Genomic DNA, 18,419 nt, shown 5'->3' with positions numbered 1-18,419 from the left:
AAAGGGTCACAAAAAAATGAGGCTGACACATAAATATATGCCTCAGCCTCAAATATTGTATTAGTAACTACTGACTAATTGGAATTGCGCTTAATTTAAACTATTTCAATTATAGTCACTAGCACCATGATGGATGACAAAATCTTAGTTATAAAATAATTAGTTTTCTGTACTCTCCATTTAAACTACAACACAATATTTGTTTGTATCATAGTCTTTATACGTTACACTAACAAAAATTAGTCAGCGTAAATTTCATCTAAAGGTTTTACAATGATTTGGTTAATTTCTTGGAATACTTGACTCATGTTTTGTTCAGCAGCCATTAATTCAGAAATGTTAGAATCATTTTCGATTTTTTGAGCTTGTTCTTGTGCTTTTTGTAGCTCTTCTTCACCGATTTCTTCACCTTGCATTTGTTTTTGTTGGAAATTTAATTGTGTTTCACGGAATTCATCAAATAAATCTTTTGATTCTTGATTTTCTTTAACTTTTGCATAAGCATTTTGAATAGCTTGATATTCATCACTTTCTCTTAATGCTTGTTCTAATTGATTTGCATGATCGTATAAATTTACTGCCACTATGCTTCACTCCTTTTTTGTATATGTGTTAAAACCACATCGATATTACAATAACATAATTTAATATGTTATACAAAAATTGCAATTATCCCTTGTAATAAACCTATAATACCACCTAATAAGAAACCTAAAAACATGATTAATTTCAACTCTTTATTTGCGATATCTATAATAAGTTTTTCAATATATGCTAAATCAAACGTATTAATCTGTTGTTCAACCATTTGTCGTAAATTAACTTTCTTCATAATTGGCGACATATGTTTTGATGCATTTTCAATAATCACATTCGTTAACTTTTGGGTTACTTTATTTTCTAAAAATTGTATAAAGTTTGGCGTAAGCGTATTTAGTGATCTCGTTGCCATATTATTGATATCCATGTAACCTATTACTAAATCAGTTATTGATGTTTTAAAAGATTGAAATTGTTGTTCATTTAGCACTTCACTTAATTGTTTGGATTTGAATGTTTCATATTCATTATCGATAATTTGATTCGCAATATCTTTCGCTTTGGGATGATTAGTCAATCTGATTAATTCATGTTGGATACGATCAGCAATACTTTCTTTCGTCATAAACATTTGTAATAACCCGACAATTTTACCCTTTTCATTGAAGAATGTATCTAACATTGAGGCGATATCTGCTGCGCCTTTTTCAGATTTTAAGTAGACACGCGCTCTATCAAATAGTATTTCTGGTACAGCTTCAACTTTATTATCTATACTTTTTTCAATATTTTCAGGAATTAATTGTGTAATAGGTGTATTGCGATGATCATAATAAAACAGTTCTAATTTTTCTGACATAATCGTTTCTATTTTACCATTTGCCAATTGGGCAATATCTATATCAACTTTATTTGCTAAATAATCTAAAGATATACGATCTTCTTTTAATTTCTCAATTTGCTTTTGTATTACCTCTTCGATTGCAGTTCTCGTTGCTGTTGCATTTAATTTAGATTGAATCATACTTTCAGTAAGTAAATGTTCTTCAACAACTTGACCAATTTTATCAGCAATTTCTGCTCTTCGTTTTGGTATTAAACCTGGCGTGAATGGAACGCGTTTGTTAAAAATATAATATGTTTTAAATGGATGGAATAACATTTTTACAGCAATAACGTTCGTTACTCCACCTATTAATGCACCAATTATCATCATAAATATAATTATTAAAAATGCATGCATAAAAGTTTCTCCTTTTTATTTAACTTGATTACGTACTTATAATAAAAATACACTCTTAAACATTGTACAATACATATAGTTTAATTGTGTAGAAGAACACACTTATTCATTTTAAAAAAACATTAAAAATAAAAAAAGACCTAAATCTTTTGTTTAGGTCAAGTAGTGTATAGTGACTAAATCATTCATATACAATTTAAAGTCCTATGTCACCAAATTATATAAATAATGATTCTTCTATCACAAATTGAATTAATATTATACGTGCATTAACTCTTCTTTAGAAATTCTACCAAAATATGTTTCTGCTTCTCTTAATTTAGAAGTACCAAATATTGGTTGTGTTTCTTGGTTAAGTACGCGATAAATATCACTTACTTTATTGCTTTGTAAGATAAAACCATTACGGCTATCAACAGTGTTCCAGTAAATGTCACTTGTTGTTGAATGGTTAGGGTACGCACAGTGATTACGAGAAATAGTTTGTACCATTTCTAAAGGATCACAACCAAATGTACTATTTAAAACATCTGAGTCTCTAAATAATGCACAAATTGACACACATGTTGTCCAGTTAGGTAGTACTCTTTCTTTTTCTATTTGTACTAAAGTCTTTTTTGAAAGACCAATAGTTTGGGCCATCGTATCTTGCGTATAACCTGCTTCAATACGTACCATTTTAAATTTTGTTTGAATTAAATCTGTGAAATTCTGTCTATCCATTACTTTAATCTACCTTTCATCTAAAGAATATTTTATCCGGACACAAGAAATTGCAATAATACACGCTTCTTGAAACACAAATTACATCTTAATACAATTTTTAAGAAAATAAAAGAGTGAAATCAAATTTTCATCGTTTTTTATCATTGGCGCAATTATCAAAATAATCAATCTTATATCTTATAATTAATTTACAAACAAAAATCACTTTGTTTGTAAGCGTATTATTTTCGTGAAAAGTGTCATCATCAAGATTTACTTATTACTCATAAAAGATAAAAACACTATTTATCATTATAGCTTATTTCTACTATAATAGTATAGTTAAAACTATAAATTGTTCTGATTTTGTTGAAAAACATTTTATTTATTTACATTGTTCAGAATATTCCCTATAATTTTAAGTACTTTATTAAACTTTGAGGTGCTTAAATGGAAGATAAATACATATTACTCGCAACATGCAATGACAAAGTCGGTATAACATCATTAATTACAAATATTATTGCAGAATACGGCTCTAATATTTTACATCTTGATCACTTTACAGAATATGATCATGCGCAAGATACCGAAGGAAAATTATTTTTAAGATTTGAGTTTGAAAAAGCAAAACAATTGAAAGAAGCTCTAGAAAGCACTTTAAGTCAAAATGATATTAATTTTGATATTTTTGATACAAGTGACAAAACAAAAATCGCATTATTTGTATCGAAAGAAGATCATGCTTTTAATGAAGTGTTATTAAGAGTTCAGCGTAAAGAAATCCCCGCTGAAATCACTTGTGTTGTCAGTAATCATGAAAACAATAGACATTTTGCGGAATCATTTAATATCCCTTTTTACTATGTACCAAGCAATAATGACAAAGCAGTTGTCGAACAAAATATATTAGATATTTGCGCAAAACACGAAGTAGAATTAATCGTTTTAGCTAAGTATATGCAAATACTTACTGATAATTTTGTCAGTCACTATCCTAATCAAATTATTAATATACACCATTCTTTCTTACCATCATTTATTGGAGCAAATCCATACAAACAAGCTTGGGAACGCGGCGTAAAATTAGTCGGTGCAACAAGCCATTACGTAACATCTGATTTAGATGAAGGACCAATTATAGACCAAGATGTCACACGTATTAATCATCGTTATAATGTACAAGATTTACGTAAAATTGGTCGTCATGTCGAGTCTTCTGTTTTAGCTCAAGCAGTTGAATATCATGTTCAACATAAAGTCATCGTTAATGATGGCAATAAAACAATTGTTTTTAATTAATATTGTGTATAAAAAGTGTACTAATTACTGTTATCATAATGGTTAATATAAATTTATGCACAATTTAATTTCTAAAACCTTCTATTATATATGCACAATTTATTAAACCATATTTATCCACTAATTATTAAGGATAAATATGGTTTGTTTTGTATTTCTTCCCTTTTTTATACTCATCATCATTCTAGCCTTTTCTTTACTCACCAATAATACTCCTATTATCACCTGTTGTATAACAGACACACAATATTATAAAACTGTCATATAAATTCCTACAGTTTCTCAAATCGTTCACAGTTTGTATTAAAAACTTTCACAAACATTGTGAAAAATATAACAAGGATAATGTTACAATGTTTGTGAAATTATTAACAAAATGAATGGAGGAGTAAAAATGTTAGCAAAAGAAAAATTACACGAAACCGCTTGGCAAGGATTCAAAAATGGACGTTGGAATCGCCATGTTGATGTTCGTGAGTTTATCCAACTAAACTACTCACTATATGAAGGCGACGATCAATTTTTAGAAGGACCAACTGAGGCAACAACAAAGCTTTGGGATCAAGTGATGGCTTTATCCAAAGAAGAACGTGAACGTGGTGGCATGTGGGATATGGATACAAAAGTACCTTCTACAATAACTTCACATGAAGCTGGATATTTAAATAAAGATTTAGAAACTATTGTCGGTGTCCAAACTGAGAAACCATTTAAACGATCTATGCAGCCTTTTGGAGGCATTCGTATGGCTAAAGCAGCATGTGAAGCATATGGTTATGAGCTAGATTCAGAAACTGAAAAAATATTTACAGATTATCGTAAAACACATAATCAAGGCGTGTTTGATGCCTACTCTAACGAAATGCTTAATTGTAGAAAAGCTGGTATTATCACAGGTCTTCCTGACGCTTACGGTCGTGGAAGAATAATTGGTGACTATCGTCGTGTTGCGCTATACGGTATTGACTTTTTGATGGCAGAAAAAATGCACGACTTTAATACTATGTCTACTGAAATGTCTGAAGATGTTATTCGTTTACGCGAAGAATTATCAGAACAATATCGTTCGCTCAAAGAATTGAAGACATTAGGGAAAACATATGGCTTTGATCTTGGACGCCCTGCTAATAATTTTAAAGAAGCTGTACAATGGCTTTATTTAGCATATTTAGCTGCTATTAAAGAACAAAATGGTGCTGCTATGAGTTTAGGACGTACGTCTACATTCTTAGATATATACGCTGAACGAGATTTAAAAAATGGAACGATAACAGAAAGTGAAGTTCAAGAAATAATTGACCATTTTATTATGAAATTACGTATTGTGAAATTTGCACGTACACCTGATTATAATGAATTGTTCTCTGGGGATCCTACTTGGGTTACTGAATCAATTGGCGGTATAGGAATTAATGGTAAACCACTTGTAACTAAAAACTCATTCCGTTTCTTGCACTCATTAGACAACTTAGGTCCTGCACCAGAGCCTAATTTAACTGTACTTTGGTCGGTACAATTGCCGTCCCATTTTAAAAACTACTGTGCAAAAATGAGTATAAAAACAAGTTCAATTCAATATGAAAATGATGATTTAATGCGAGAATCATACGGTGATGACTATGGCATTGCATGTTGTGTATCTGCAATGAAAATTGGTAAACAAATGCAATTCTTTGGTGCTCGCGCGAACTTAGCTAAAACTCTATTATACGCAATTAATGGTGGAAAAGATGAAAAATCTGGTATGCAAGTAGGACCATCCTATGAAGCTATCAATTCAAATGTATTAAATTACGATGAAGTATTTGAAAAATTTGATAAAATGATGGATTGGTTAGCAGGTGTTTACATCAATTCTTTAAATGTTATTCATTATATGCACGATAAATACAGTTACGAGCGTATCGAGATGGCGTTACATGATACTAATATTATACGTACAATGGCGACTGGTATTGCAGGATTATCAGTTGCTGCGGATTCATTGTCAGCAATTAAATATGCTCAAGTTACTCCAATACGTGATGAAAATGGCTTAGTAATTGATTTTGAAATAAATGGAGATTTCCCTAAATATGGCAACAATGATACTCGTGTAGATGATATTGCCGTTGATTTAGTAGAACGCTTTATGACTAAATTAAGAAGTCATAAAACGTATCGTGATTCTGAACATACGATGAGTGTACTCACTATCACTTCAAATGTCGTTTATGGCAAAAAGACTGGTAACACACCTGATGGACGAAAAGCTGGTGAACCATTTGCTCCTGGTGCCAACCCAATGCACGGACGAGATCAAAAAGGTGCATTATCGTCACTAAGTTCTGTTGCAAAAATCCCTTATGATTGTTGTAAAGATGGTATTTCAAATACCTTTAGCATCGTTCCTAAATCATTAGGAAAATTACCAGAAGAACAAAATAGAAATCTTACAAGTATGCTCGATGGATACGCTATGCAACACGGCCATCATTTAAACATAAACGTCTTTAATCGAGACACTTTGCTAGATGCAATGGATCACCCTGAAGAGTATCCACAATTAACTATTCGTGTTTCTGGCTATGCTGTTAATTTCATTAAATTAACACGAGAACAACAGTTAGATGTTATTTCTCGTACGTTCCATGAAAGAATGTAAATAAATATTAATAAGGTGGGAGCAAAATGCTTAAAGGACACTTGCACTCTGTCGAAAGTATGGGCACTGTCGACGGTCCAGGTATTAGATATATACTCTTTATGCAAGGCTGTTTATTGAGATGTTTGTATTGTCATAATCCAGATACATGGAAAGTTAATTCATTTTCTAGAGAAGTAACAGTTGATGAAATGATTGATGAAATAACATCTTTCAAACCTTATTTCGAAGCATCTGGAGGAGGCGTAACTATAAGTGGTGGTGAACCGTTACTGCAAATGCCCTTTATTACAGCTTTATTTAAAGCATTAAAGGAAAACGGAATTCATACATGCATCGATACTTCTGCAGGCTGCGCAAATGACACACTAGCCTTTCAACGTCACTTCGATGAATTATTAAAATATACAGACTTAATACTATTAGATATTAAACATATTGATAACGAAAAACATATAGCATTAACTGAAAAACCTAATACACATATATTAAAAATTGCTAAAAAGTTATCAGAGCTAAAACAGCCTGTTTGGATTAGACACGTGCTAGTTCCCGGATATACTGATGCTAAAGAAGATTTGATACAATTAGGGGCATTTATAAATACATTAGATAATGTAGAAAGATTTGAAATATTGCCCTATCATCAACTTGGTGTTCATAAATGGGAAGCAATGAACTTTAGCTATCCTTTAAAGGATGTTCAACCACCTACAGATAACGATGTTAAATTAGCTTATCAGTTTGTAAATTTTAAAGGTAATATCCCTTTGAAAATATAACCATTTTATATAATGTTTTAACGAACCTCCCGCTTCGCTAATTCGGGAGGTTCGTTTTAGCTTAAATAAAGTATTTAATGACGATATACTAACCTCTCTATAGATATGCTTTAACGTTTAATATCATTAATATTATATTTATATTTGCTTATATTTTTTTAAATAATGTATAATCTTATTTGTCAGTTTTTAAAAGTTAGCATGAAAGAGTGATATATTCAAATGAATGCGGTATATTTTGTTTTAAAAGAGCAATTAAAAAATTTATATTTAATTAAAAGATTAGCAGACTTTCAACTACGCATTTCAAATCACAATAATTACTTAGGAATCGCTTGGGAGATTATAAACCCAGCCATGCAAATTGCAGTTTACTGGTTTGTCTTTGGTTTAGGGTTACGAAATAATACAACACATGATGGTATTCCATTTATTTATTGGTTAATTGTCGGTATTAGCATGTGGTTTTTCGTTAATCAAGGTGTATTAGAAGGTACAAAATCAATCACTTCAAAGTATAATCAAGTAGCTAAAATGAAATTCCCTTTATCTATCATACCTAGTTATATTGTATTCAGTAGATTTTATGGACATCTTGGTTTACTTATGATTGTATTAATATTATGTTTCTTTGGAGGTTATTATCCTTCCATATATTCATTACAATTATTAATTTATGTACCCTATGCACTTATACTCACTATAGTTATTTCACTATTAACTTCTACATTAGGTGTACTCATTCGAGACACACAGATGGTAGTTCAATCGTTGATGAGAATCATATTTTTCGTATCTTCTATTTTGTATACGCCTAAAAATGAAATAGTAATGACAGTAATGAAATTAAATCCTATCTATTTTCTAGCGGAGGGCTATAGAGCATCTGTTCTTCACCATCAATGGTATTTTATAGAACACTGGCACTTAACGCTGTATAACCTTGCCCTAGTAACTATTTTATTTATTGTTGGTTCTATATTGCATATGCGTTATAGAGACCATTTTGCCGATTTTATATAATTTAACTATACTAAACCCACTTTAAATCATTCATGATGAAATAAAGTGGGTTATTGCTTCCGTTTATATTTTATAGCACGCAACATTAGTGATAATATTAAGTAAATAGTTGAATCTTCTGTCAAACCTCATTGAATTTAACTCATTAATTAAAATTTGGAGGAATAAGTTATGAATATAGATTTTAACAATCCGGTATTTGTTATTCAAGCCACATTGAAATATTCACTTTCACAATCAATTGCTGGTGATTTAATTTTGCTCAGCGATCGTATATATTTTAAAACTAGCGATGGTGCAAAACTGCCAAAATTTAAAAATGAATTCTTATTTTCAGACATTAAAAACATTAAAATGGGTTTAGCATTAACCTGTTATAGAATGGTTGTTATGGACAAAGATGGTGAAACATGGATTTTTAATTCTATAAATCGTAAAAGAGGCAAACAATTTATAGAGCTTTATAATGAAATTCAATAGTTTAAAAATATAGCGTACGGAGTTAATATAAATTATTTTATTCTACTAATGTTTATTATTAAAAAAATCAGCCTAAAACAATAACATGTTTTAGGCTGATTTTCTGTAAAAATTATTATAAGTTAGCATGCATAATAAAATTACATTTACCCATCTTTTTCTATTCTAATAAATTGTTAATAAGCTAGCTAGAATTCAAAATGCGCTAAGATGATATTTTCAATTCTAGTCAACTATGTCATAAGCAAATGATAATGTTTAATTAATCAGCACATTATCTTACTCATACTTGTTAAATTTACAATTCAATAAATCCTTTGATGATTAAATAGATACTTAAACAAATCAAAACAAATTTAAGTAAGTTGGATAACTTTGCAGAATTAATTGATCTATTAATTTTCACACCGCATTTTGTTCCTACATAACTTGCAATGATTAATATCAATCCATAGCCCCAAATCACATGTCCTTGAATCACATGTCCTACTGAACTTGCTAAACTTGAAGTAAAAATAATAATCATACTTGTTGCCACAGCTACGTGTGGTGTGAAGTTGAAAACAATAATCATTAACGGCGTCATTAACACACCGCCACCAATTCCAAACAAACCAGCACTGATACCTACAAAAAATGCAAAAATAATTCCTAATGTTAGATTCACATTTTTTTCTGTAGTACTGTCCTTTTTAGATGCTAAGTAGTCTTTTATAAAAAGTAAGATTGAAATTAAAAATAAAAATATACCAAATATAATATTAAAGTATATATCATTCAGAAATTGACTTAGGTAAGCCCCTAATAACGATCCGGGAATAATACCAATAGAAAATAAAATACCATTTCTAAAATCAATCGCATCTTTGCCTTTGCCCCGGTATGCAATTATTGAAAATAAACCTGTAAAAACAAGCGTCACAGATGATATACCAATTGCAGTTTGAGTTGTAATACCACTTAATAAATCAAAATTTGCACCTATAAAAACTAGCGTAGGTACAATGATAATACCTCCACCAACACCGATTAAAGAACCTATAATAGAAGAAACGAGTCCTATTATAAGCAATATTATAACTGTCATTGCTTTACACCTCTCAACATTAAAACCCTATATTCTATTTTAAATTATTCTTATATTCATTTATTTTAACATTTTTATCTTCTTCATTTGGTTCAAAATACCAAACTCCATCAGATTCTATTAAATTTTCACCATCGATAGATTCTTTATCAATAGAATTTGTAGCATCCTTATAATTTGAATATAAAGATTTTAAATCTCCAACGTTCAGGTCGGTTTTAACATTTTCTTCACTAACTTTAAGTATTTTATTTATCTTAAATAAATTAGAAGAACCATTTGCTTTTTTAGATAGTTCATCAATCACTTGACGTTGTCTTTCAGTACGACCTTCGTCACCACCTGCACCTTCTTCTTTACGACTACGCACATAATTCAGTGCTTTATCGCCATCTAATTTCACTTTTTGTCCCTCTTTAAAACTAGAACCATTATAACTAAATGTTGCGTTGCTTGTTACAGTTACACCATCAAAGATATCAATCATCTTTTCGAAACCATCCATGTCTAAAGTAACATAAGCATCTACCGGTACATCTAAATTTTGTCTAAGTGTGTCCATTGCTGTCTTTGGACCACCGTATGCATAAGCATGCGCAATCTTTTGATTACCAGCGACATCAGGGATATTACTATTCATATCACGAGGTATAGAAATGAGTTTTGTTTTTTTCTTTTCGGGGTTAATTGATGCAATTAATAGTGTATCTGTACGTTGTCCCATGTTTTCCTCAGCGCGCTTCGCATCTGAATCCACCCCAAATATTGCGATAGAAATTGGTTTGTTATTTTTTATTTTTTCTTGTGTTGCTTTCGTTGCTTCATCTGTACCGTCTGAATCATGTATTGCTTGATTAAGATGAAATAACTTATATGCAAAAAATCCGATTATAATAAGTATTAACAGTAAAATAATCGCTACAATTTTGCCTATTTTCGATAACTTCAAATTACTTCTTCCTTTCCATTAATTATTCAATTGATTTTTCCATGTATTATTCATATACTTTGGACTCTTTTTTTATTTCTCGGATAACTGCCAATAAAATTCCCAATGCTATACTAATACTTAGGATGGATGACCCACCATAGCTTAATAAAGGGAGTGTTACACCAGTTAATGGTATTAATCCAGATACACCGCCTATATTTACAAATACTTGCATAAATAAATAACTAACTACACCTACGCAAATTAATTTGTAAAAGTGGTTACGCGTTTTGTTTGCATAAATAAATCCTTTTAAGATAATAAAACCATACATCAGTAGTATAAGTAATACACCTATGAGGCCTAATTCTTCAGAAATAACAGTAAATATAAAGTCTGTATGTGGTTCTGGTAAATAGCCTAATTTCAAAATACCATTACCTAGGCCACGACCGAATACGCCACCGTTACTTATTGAAACTAATGCATTTGTAAGTTGATATCCGTCACCATTTTCGTACTTAAATGGATCCAATACTACTTTAATTCGTTTCATTCTATATAGATTTTTCGAATCAAAAACTAAAGTATAAAAGATGTATAGTACTACAGGAATAGAAGTAATAGTTAAAATTTGTATTTTTATTTTATTTTTGATATCAGAATACATTAAGATAGCCACAATAATTGCAACAGTTAATAATGTACCCCCTAGATCTCCCTGCATTAATACTAGAGCTAATCCCACACCTAATACGCCTAAAGGTGGAACAATATTCTTCAACTTATAATCTCGATTGTTTGTTAATTTTTTATCTAAAATATATGAAAGATAAAAAATAGCAACTAATTTTAAAAACTCAGATGATTGTAAACTAAACAACCCAAGATTGATCCAGTTTCTAGAACCATTTACATCCTTACCAATTAGTAACGTCAGGATTAATAATGCAAATGTCCCTACTATTAGAAATTTTTGAGTACTGGCATTTCTTAGCATTTTAATATTAAAGTACATACTAATAAATAAGATTATACAAACACTTAAAATGAAAAAGATAAATTGTCTTTTCATGAAATAATTAGCTTCAATGGGTGTTCCATTTGTTAAACTCCCCTTAGAAGCAGGAACCATACTTGCACTGTATACCATTATGACACCGATGACGCTTAGAATTATAAAACTAATTATGATACCAATATCTAAATGTTTTAATCGCTTTTTAAAGCTTCTCAATATATTTAACATTAACTTTACCCTTTCTTAATACTATGTTTACAATTGTTGCACAAAGGTAATGTTATAGCAATATTTTTTAGGTAGTCCTAAAGTCTTATTTTTAATAACAAAAACTTTTTTAACAACAACTTAAAACATATAGTCTATTTTTATAGAATAATTTGCAAAAATAATTAACCAATAACACTTTTATTTTTACAACTAATGATTTTAATAAAAAAAGAGGACAGAACATTAAAATAATGTTTCATCCTCTTAAATTATCCATTCTAAACTATTTTAATTCATTCATTATTTGCGGTTAATTTTCTCTCTTCAGATCTAGAAATAATTAATGCACAAGCTGCATCACCAGTTATATTCACTGAAGTTCTTGTCATATCTAGCAATCTATCTATACCTAGGATTATACCGATTGCAGCTGGATCTAAGCCTACTGCGTTTAACACCATGGCTAACATTATTAGACCCACACCAGGAACACCTGCTGTTCCAATTGAAGCTACTACGGCGATTACGACTACCGTTATAATTTGTGTAAAAGATAAGGTTGCGCCAGATATTTGAGCAATAAATACAGTAGCAACACCTTGCATTATTGCTGTACCGTCCATGTTAATCGTTGCGCCTAATGGTTGAACAAATGAAGCAATTTCACGCCTAACTCCCATTTTCTTTGTACATTCTAAAGAAACAGGTAAAGTTGCGGTTGAGCTTGAAGCACTAAACCCTAATGTAATCGCAGGAATAAATTCCTTGTAAAATTTTAATGGACTCGTTCTTCCCATAACCTTGACAGCAGTACCATAAACTACAAAGAAATGGATTACCAAGGCTAACAATACAATAAAGAAGTACATCCCCAGTTGCTGAATTGCCCCAAATCCTGCCCCTGTAAATGCGTGTGCCACTAGGGCAAAAGTTCCTATTGGAGCAAATACGCTCATTATCATAGTCACGATATACATTAGCACTTCATTGGTTTGTTCTAAAAATTTATGTACCATCTGTGCTTTGGAACCTACCATAATAATACCAACGCCAATGAATATCGCAAATGTAATGATTTGCAACATATTTTCTTCGGTCATTGCTTGTAATGGGTTTTTAGGAAACAAATTAATAAGCGTTTGATCAAATGTTTGTTTTGCAGCTGAATCTTGTGCACTGTTTTCTTTGTTTAGTGTTTGTTGATAACTTGATACATCATCGCTATTTAAAAGCTCAGATTTACCTGCACCAGGTTGTAACAACATTGCCAAAGTAAGTCCGATTGTAATTGCAATTGCAGTCGTAGTTAGAAAGAAAGCAATTGTCTTTAGTCCAATCCCTCCCAATAATTTCGGATCCCCTACACCGACTACTCCTAAAACAATGGATACAAATACTACTGGTACTACAAGCATAAAGATTAAATTCAAGAAAATTTGTCCGATAACATTAAATAGGTATTTATCTACGTTCTCGACAAAAGCTGAGTCCGTAAAAATATTAAATATAGAACCAATTGCAATACCTAGTATTAATGCTATGACAATCTTCAACGAAAGATTTTTTGTTTTCATAGCAACATCCCCTTTTGAGTATTAACTTTATTATATAGTATTTTTATATATTTTAAAGTAATTTTTCTAAATAAGAAGAAAATTGCTTCCACGTGGTATGTTTTTAAATAAAATCCAGATTTATATTAAATTATTCTGCATCGCATAGATAGCTGCTTGTGTACGATCCGTTACTTGTAATTTATTAAAAATGTGGCTCACATGTGTTTTAATCGTCTTTTCAGACACAAACAATGTTTCTGCAATTTCTTTATTAGTCTTACCTTTGGCCATTTCAGCTAAAACCTCTGCCTCACGCTTAGATAATTTATTTGTAAAATGTGGCTTTTTACTAACAGCTTCCATAACACTTTGAGCCTGTGGATGAATAATTTTTTCTCCATTTAGCACTTTTTTTATTGTTTTAATTAATTGCTCTGGTTCAACATCTTTCATTTCATATCCATCTGCCCCTTGGTCAATAGCAGATATCACGTGTTCATCATCAACATAACTCGTTAAGACCAATATTTTTATTTGGGGATAATTACTTTTTAATATCTTTGTAATTTCAATGCCGTTCATTTCTGGCATAACTAAATCTAGTAATACAATATCTGGTAAATCATTAGTTGTTAAGTATGATAAAAATGATTTACCATCTGAAAATCCTCCAATGACTTCTAAATCATCTACTGTAGACAATAAAAATTCTAAACCTTGTCTTACAATGTGATGATCATCAACAAGCACAATTCGATTCAATTTAATCTTCCTTTCATTACTTTATAAAGGCACTTTTATATAAATTTGAGTTCCTTTATGTTCTTCGGAGTTTATCTCTATACTGGCATTAATCACTTTTGCTCGTTGTTTCATATTATTAATGCCATGAGAATTATTATAGTTTGATTGTTGCATGTTAAAGCCTATACCGAAATCTTTAATTTCTACATAAAAATAGTCCTGATTTTGTGCTAGTTTTAATGTAATTTCTGTATCTTGGGCATGCTTTTTCGTATTATTCATACCTTCTTGGATAATTCTGTAGATATTTTCTTCAATAATACTTGGCAAGCTAATCAAACCTTCAACGCTAACTGATAAATCCAATTGTAATACGTCGCTATAATTTTGAATAGCCTTAACTAAACCATGTTCTAATCCAACTGGTTTTAGTTGCCAAATTAATGCACGCATTTCATTTACAGCTTGTTGACTTGTTTCTTCAATTATATTAAAAGCTTTACGCGATACTTCTTCATTAGAAATACCTTGTGCAGCATGCGCAGTTAACTTTACAGAAAAAAGCAATTGATTTACTGAGTCATGTAAATCACGCGCGAGTCGATTTCTTTCACTGGTACGCGCAGCTTCCTTCTCTTGATCCGTTAATACGATACGCTTTATTGCAGAACCAATTTGAAAAGCAACAGACTCTAGTAATTCTAAATCCTCTTCACTATAACTTGTCTTGTATGGCGTTGCTACATTTAAGAGACCAAACAACTCATCCCCAGAGCGTAGCGGCACCGTTGCATGATGGGTAATGCCTTCTGTTTCTTCATGAAATGCACGGTTTGCAAGATTAATACGCGAACAATTTATTATATTAGACGCTTTAGTCAGTTTTTTATTTTGATACGCTTGCACACACCAACAGGTACCTTCACACATATATTTACAATTTTGTTTTGATAATGCGCCAGGCAAATCATAATGGGCAACTAATTCATGTTGTCCCGCGTCATCTATAAAAAATATCCACCCCGTAGTAAATGCAGTACCTTCAATTAAATATTTCAATGCGCCTTGAATCATAGTATATGTTTCTGTCTCTTCATTTAAAAATTCAGCAATTTCTTTTAACAATGCAAGTCTAGTTGGTTTTTCCATTTAACCAGTCCATTCCTTTACAACTTTATGTTTATTATACCTTCTAAGATAATAATTTAAAAATCCTGATTTTTTGATTGAATATATAATTTAATTACAAATGTAATTTTTAATCTACTGAAAGTATTTATCTAATATTTTTAAATCTATGTTTATGGTATGATAATAGTTGATTATCAAGGAGGATACTATGAAATTTGAAATCCCTATTAAATACAATGATTTAACGTTAAGAGAAATTTTTCAACAATTGCATTTACCTAAAAAAGATTTGCATAATTTAAACATGTCTAAAGCAATTACAATTAACGACGCAACCGCTTCATTAATGACAAGAGTTAACACAGGTGACAATGTGTTTATCCCTACTCCAGATGAAGTAAGTAACTATTTACCTAGTTATCGTTTTGCACAAGTTTACTACGAAGATGATGATATCGCTATAGTCATGAAGCCAAAAGGTGTTAAAACACACCCAAATGATTTAAAAGAAAGTAATACATTAATGAATCATGTAATTTATACAGTTAAAAGTGACTATGTTGAACCAATTCACCGTTTAGACCAAGAAACTGTTGGTTTATTAATCGTAGCAAAAAACCCATTGATGAAAAAAATATTAGATCGTATGTTAGAAGAAAATGAAATTGATCGCATCTATAAAGCAAATGTTCATAGTTTATTACCAATCAAACCTCAAACTATTGATATGCCAATTGGTAAAGATAAATTTCATTCTAACAAACGTAGGGTGTCACCAACCGGACAATCAGCAATTACACATATTCTTGACTCAAAAATGGTCAAAGAAGACGTCTGTGAATTAGAATTAAAATTAGATACAGGCCGCACTCACCAAATCCGTGTTCATTTAGCTGAAATTGGACATCCAGTTATAGGCGACCCATTATATGGAAACTCTACTTTGAGACAACTTCAATTAAATAGTTATAAAATTGAATTCATCCATCCACTGACACAAGCACAAATTTCTGTCAGTCTAGATGATGAAATCTAATTTAGTAGTATACTTAATCATAAATTTTATACTATTACATGCCTAAAACTTATCTTAATATCTTTTCTACAAAATATATAAACACTTCAATATAAAGTAACAAAGACTATACTTATATTGAAGTGTCTTTTTTTAATCTATACTTCACTATTTACTCAAATCAATACTTATACTCAAAGTTATAACTATCATTCACCCCTTATTTTCATATAAGTTAGTATATGTATGTATAATTTCAAAATTCTTAATACCATAAAAAGAAAACGCACTGTCATTTAAAATGACAGTGCGTTTATTAGTTAAGAATATACCTTTCGATGCGATTACAAGTCATTACTTAATTGATCACAACAATTGCTTTTTACGATATATTTACTTCGGTTCAACCATATCTTCTGGTTTAATCCATTGCTCAAATTGTTCTTCTGTTACATAGCCTGACTGAATTGCAGATTCTTTTAAAGTTAAGCCTTCTTTGTGGGCTTTTTTAGCAATACTTGCTGCCTTCTCATAACCAATGTGTGGGTTTAAAGCAGTAACTAACATAAGCGATTGATTTAAGTAATTATCGATGTTTTCAGGAATTGGTTCTATGCCAACAGCACAGTTACTATTAAATGTATCCATACCATCTGCTAATAAATAAATAGATTGTAGTGTATTTAATAATATAACAGGTTTATATACATTTAATTCAAAGTTACCTTGTGAACTACCAATTCCTACTGCTGTATCATTCCCCATAACTTGGACAGCAACCATTGTTAACATTTCACATTGTGTAGGGTTAACTTTACCCGGCATAATCGATGAACCTGGTTCATTTTCAGGTATTGAAATTTCTGCTAATCCTGCACGTGGGCCTGATGCTAACCATCTAACATCGTTAGCAATTTTCATTAAGTCTGTCGCAAGCGCTTTTAATGAGCCATGCAGTTGTACTACCTCATCATGTGCAGTTAATGCATGGAATTTATTTTCAGAAGATACAAATGGATATCCTGTATTTTCTGCGATGAACTTAGCGACTTTATCACCAAATTCAGGGTGCGCATTAATACCAGTACCAACCGCAGTTCCACCTATTGCTAAATTTAAAATATGTGCTTTTGATTCAGTTAATAATGTTTCACATTTATCTAACATATAGCGCCAACCACTAATTTCTTGACCTAAACGGATTGGCGTAGCATCTTGTAAATGTGTACGACCTATTTTAATAATATCATTAAATTGTTCTTCTTTTTGTTTAAATGTGTCTCTTAAAGATTTTAATGCAGGCTCTAGTTTCGTTTCTACTTCGTTATATAATGCCACGTGCATTGCTGTAGGGAACGTATCATTAGAACTTTGTGATTTATTGACATCATCATTAGGATGAATAGATTCATCGCTACCTTGCTCTTTTAAGTAAGTGTTTGCCACAAAGCTTACAACTTCATTAACATTCATATTACTTTGCGTACCGCTGCCTGTTTGCCATACTACTAAAGGAAAATGATCATCTAATTCTTTATTTAATACACGATCACATGCATAAACAATTGCGTCTTTCTTAGCAGCTGATAATTTTCCTAATTCATAGTTAGCTAAAGCGGCACCTCTTTTTAATTGAGCAAATCCATAAACAACTTCAATTGGCATACGTTCTTTACCAACAGGGAAGTTACGTTTACTTCTTTCTGTTTGAGCACCCCAATATTTGTCTGATGGTACTTCTATTTCACCGAATGTATCATGTTCAATTCTAACTGACATTTATAAATCTCCCCTTCATTAATCTTAGTTCATTTTAAGTATAGCATTAATCATTTTAAACGGGCAATTGTATTATATAGCGTTTTCATTATAAATTCATTTTTCTTAAAAACATAATATTTATCAATTCTTTCTTCACTCTCTTCAATAACCTATTTCTTTATATATAAAAAGAAAACCTCAACTATTTCCGAGGTTTTCTTCTTAAAAATTATTAGACGTTATA

The 18,419-nt window shown here is 30.9% G+C and carries 16 protein-coding genes; 6 read left to right on the top strand and 10 right to left on the bottom strand.

The features are described 5' to 3' along the window. Positions 1-239: 239 nt before the first annotated feature. From ACM591_RS06285 to xdrA, 3 genes are all read right to left on the bottom strand, one after another. Positions 240-584, bottom strand: a complete 345-nt coding sequence (locus tag ACM591_RS06285; protein ID WP_017723169.1) for a YlbF/YmcA family competence regulator — start codon at positions 582-584, stop codon at positions 240-242. A 68-nt stretch (positions 585-652) separates the two neighbouring features. Then, positions 653-1,783 carry a DUF445 domain-containing protein gene (locus ACM591_RS06280; protein ID WP_038678778.1) on the bottom strand — a complete coding sequence of 377 codons (1,131 nt, stop codon included), beginning with the start codon at positions 1,781-1,783 and terminating at the stop codon, positions 653-655. A gap of 258 nt (positions 1,784-2,041) precedes the next feature. Then, a complete protein-coding gene (gene xdrA, locus ACM591_RS06275; RefSeq protein WP_017723171.1) occupies positions 2,042-2,506 on the bottom strand; it encodes an XRE family transcriptional regulator XdrA in 465 nt (154 codons plus the stop codon). Positions 2,507-2,938: 432 nt separating this feature from the next. Here xdrA and purU point away from each other — a divergent pair, with 432 nt between their 5' ends. The 5 genes from purU (at position 2,939) to ACM591_RS06250 (ending at position 8,719) form a co-directional block, all read left to right on the top strand. Continuing rightward, positions 2,939-3,790 carry a formyltetrahydrofolate deformylase gene (purU, locus tag ACM591_RS06270; protein WP_029376896.1) on the top strand — a complete coding sequence of 284 codons (852 nt, stop codon included), beginning with the start codon at positions 2,939-2,941 and terminating at the stop codon, positions 3,788-3,790. 394 nt (positions 3,791-4,184) lie between these two features. Next, positions 4,185-6,434 (top strand): formate C-acetyltransferase, encoded by a 2,250-nt coding sequence (gene pflB / locus ACM591_RS06265; protein WP_135059039.1) that lies wholly within the window; start codon positions 4,185-4,187, stop codon positions 6,432-6,434. A gap of 26 nt (positions 6,435-6,460) precedes the next feature. Next, a complete protein-coding gene (pflA, locus tag ACM591_RS06260) occupies positions 6,461-7,216 on the top strand; it encodes a pyruvate formate-lyase-activating protein (RefSeq protein WP_029376894.1) in 756 nt (251 codons plus the stop codon). A gap of 222 nt (positions 7,217-7,438) precedes the next feature. Beyond that, positions 7,439-8,239: an ABC transporter permease gene (locus ACM591_RS06255; RefSeq protein WP_325996764.1), complete on the top strand. Its 801-nt coding sequence runs from the start codon at positions 7,439-7,441 to the stop codon at positions 8,237-8,239. A gap of 171 nt (positions 8,240-8,410) precedes the next feature. Further along, entirely contained in the window at positions 8,411-8,719 is a 309-nt protein-coding gene (locus ACM591_RS06250; RefSeq protein ID WP_058625908.1) for a hypothetical protein, read from the top strand. Between the two features lie 298 nt (positions 8,720-9,017). Here ACM591_RS06250 and ACM591_RS06245 read toward each other — a convergent pair whose 3' ends face one another. From ACM591_RS06245 to ACM591_RS06220, 6 genes are all read right to left on the bottom strand, one after another. Then, positions 9,018-9,806: a sulfite exporter TauE/SafE family protein gene (locus ACM591_RS06245; protein ID WP_029376891.1), complete on the bottom strand. Its 789-nt coding sequence runs from the start codon at positions 9,804-9,806 to the stop codon at positions 9,018-9,020. Positions 9,807-9,840: 34 nt separating this feature from the next. Then, positions 9,841-10,755 carry an LCP family protein gene (locus ACM591_RS06240; protein ID WP_029376890.1) on the bottom strand — a complete coding sequence of 305 codons (915 nt, stop codon included), beginning with the start codon at positions 10,753-10,755 and terminating at the stop codon, positions 9,841-9,843. A gap of 46 nt (positions 10,756-10,801) precedes the next feature. Beyond that, positions 10,802-11,986 carry an FtsW/RodA/SpoVE family cell cycle protein gene (locus ACM591_RS06235; RefSeq protein WP_081225088.1) on the bottom strand — a complete coding sequence of 395 codons (1,185 nt, stop codon included), beginning with the start codon at positions 11,984-11,986 and terminating at the stop codon, positions 10,802-10,804. 275 nt (positions 11,987-12,261) lie between these two features. Further along, positions 12,262-13,542 carry a dicarboxylate/amino acid:cation symporter gene (locus ACM591_RS06230; protein WP_081225089.1) on the bottom strand — a complete coding sequence of 427 codons (1,281 nt, stop codon included), beginning with the start codon at positions 13,540-13,542 and terminating at the stop codon, positions 12,262-12,264. Positions 13,543-13,662: 120 nt separating this feature from the next. Then, a complete protein-coding gene (locus ACM591_RS06225; RefSeq protein WP_029376887.1) occupies positions 13,663-14,286 on the bottom strand; it encodes a response regulator in 624 nt (207 codons plus the stop codon). Between the two features lie 21 nt (positions 14,287-14,307). Beyond that, on the bottom strand, positions 14,308-15,417 hold the full coding sequence (locus tag ACM591_RS06220; protein WP_186335584.1) for a GAF domain-containing sensor histidine kinase: 1,110 nt from the start codon (positions 15,415-15,417) through the stop codon (positions 14,308-14,310). Positions 15,418-15,607: 190 nt separating this feature from the next. On the opposite strand from ACM591_RS06220, the gene ACM591_RS06215 reads away from it, so the two are divergent. Next, positions 15,608-16,435 carry an RluA family pseudouridine synthase gene (locus ACM591_RS06215; RefSeq protein WP_029376885.1) on the top strand — a complete coding sequence of 276 codons (828 nt, stop codon included), beginning with the start codon at positions 15,608-15,610 and terminating at the stop codon, positions 16,433-16,435. A gap of 372 nt (positions 16,436-16,807) precedes the next feature. Here the strand turns inward: ACM591_RS06215 and fumC are convergent, their stop codons facing one another. Further along, positions 16,808-18,193, bottom strand: a complete 1,386-nt coding sequence (fumC, locus tag ACM591_RS06210) for a class II fumarate hydratase (RefSeq protein WP_029376884.1) — start codon at positions 18,191-18,193, stop codon at positions 16,808-16,810. Positions 18,194-18,419 lie beyond the last annotated feature (226 nt).

Origin of the sequence: Staphylococcus sp. Ze2, from assembly GCF_048568365.1 — a bacterium.
In the GTDB taxonomy this organism is placed as follows: domain Bacteria; phylum Bacillota; class Bacilli; order Staphylococcales; family Staphylococcaceae; genus Staphylococcus; species Staphylococcus xylosus.
Note: the sequence above shows the minus strand (reverse complement) of the source record. Positions and strands in the feature narration are given on the sequence as shown.

Bases quoted from the DNA above. Each gene is read 5' to 3' on its own strand.
- ACM591_RS06255 (WP_325996764.1), top strand. From the start codon at position 7,439: ATGAATGCGGTATATTTTGTTTTAAAAGAGCAATTAAAAAATTTATAT.
- pflB (WP_135059039.1), top strand. From the start codon at position 4,185: ATGTTAGCAAAAGAAAAATTACACGAAACCGCTTGGCAAGGATTCAAA.
- ACM591_RS06250 (WP_058625908.1), top strand. From the start codon at position 8,411: ATGAATATAGATTTTAACAATCCGGTATTTGTTATTCAAGCCACATTG.
- fumC (WP_029376884.1), bottom strand. From the start codon at position 18,193: ATGTCAGTTAGAATTGAACATGATACATTCGGTGAAATAGAAGTACCA.
- pflA (WP_029376894.1), top strand. From the start codon at position 6,461: ATGCTTAAAGGACACTTGCACTCTGTCGAAAGTATGGGCACTGTCGAC.
- ACM591_RS06235 (WP_081225088.1), bottom strand. From the start codon at position 11,986: ATGTTAAATATATTGAGAAGCTTTAAAAAGCGATTAAAACATTTAGAT.
- ACM591_RS06220 (WP_186335584.1), bottom strand. From the start codon at position 15,417: ATGGAAAAACCAACTAGACTTGCATTGTTAAAAGAAATTGCTGAATTT.
- ACM591_RS06215 (WP_029376885.1), top strand. From the start codon at position 15,608: ATGAAATTTGAAATCCCTATTAAATACAATGATTTAACGTTAAGAGAA.
- ACM591_RS06245 (WP_029376891.1), bottom strand. From the start codon at position 9,806: ATGACAGTTATAATATTGCTTATAATAGGACTCGTTTCTTCTATTATA.
- purU (WP_029376896.1), top strand. From the start codon at position 2,939: ATGGAAGATAAATACATATTACTCGCAACATGCAATGACAAAGTCGGT.
- xdrA (WP_017723171.1), bottom strand. From the start codon at position 2,506: ATGGATAGACAGAATTTCACAGATTTAATTCAAACAAAATTTAAAATG.
- ACM591_RS06280 (WP_038678778.1), bottom strand. From the start codon at position 1,783: ATGCATGCATTTTTAATAATTATATTTATGATGATAATTGGTGCATTA.
- ACM591_RS06230 (WP_081225089.1), bottom strand. From the start codon at position 13,542: ATGAAAACAAAAAATCTTTCGTTGAAGATTGTCATAGCATTAATACTA.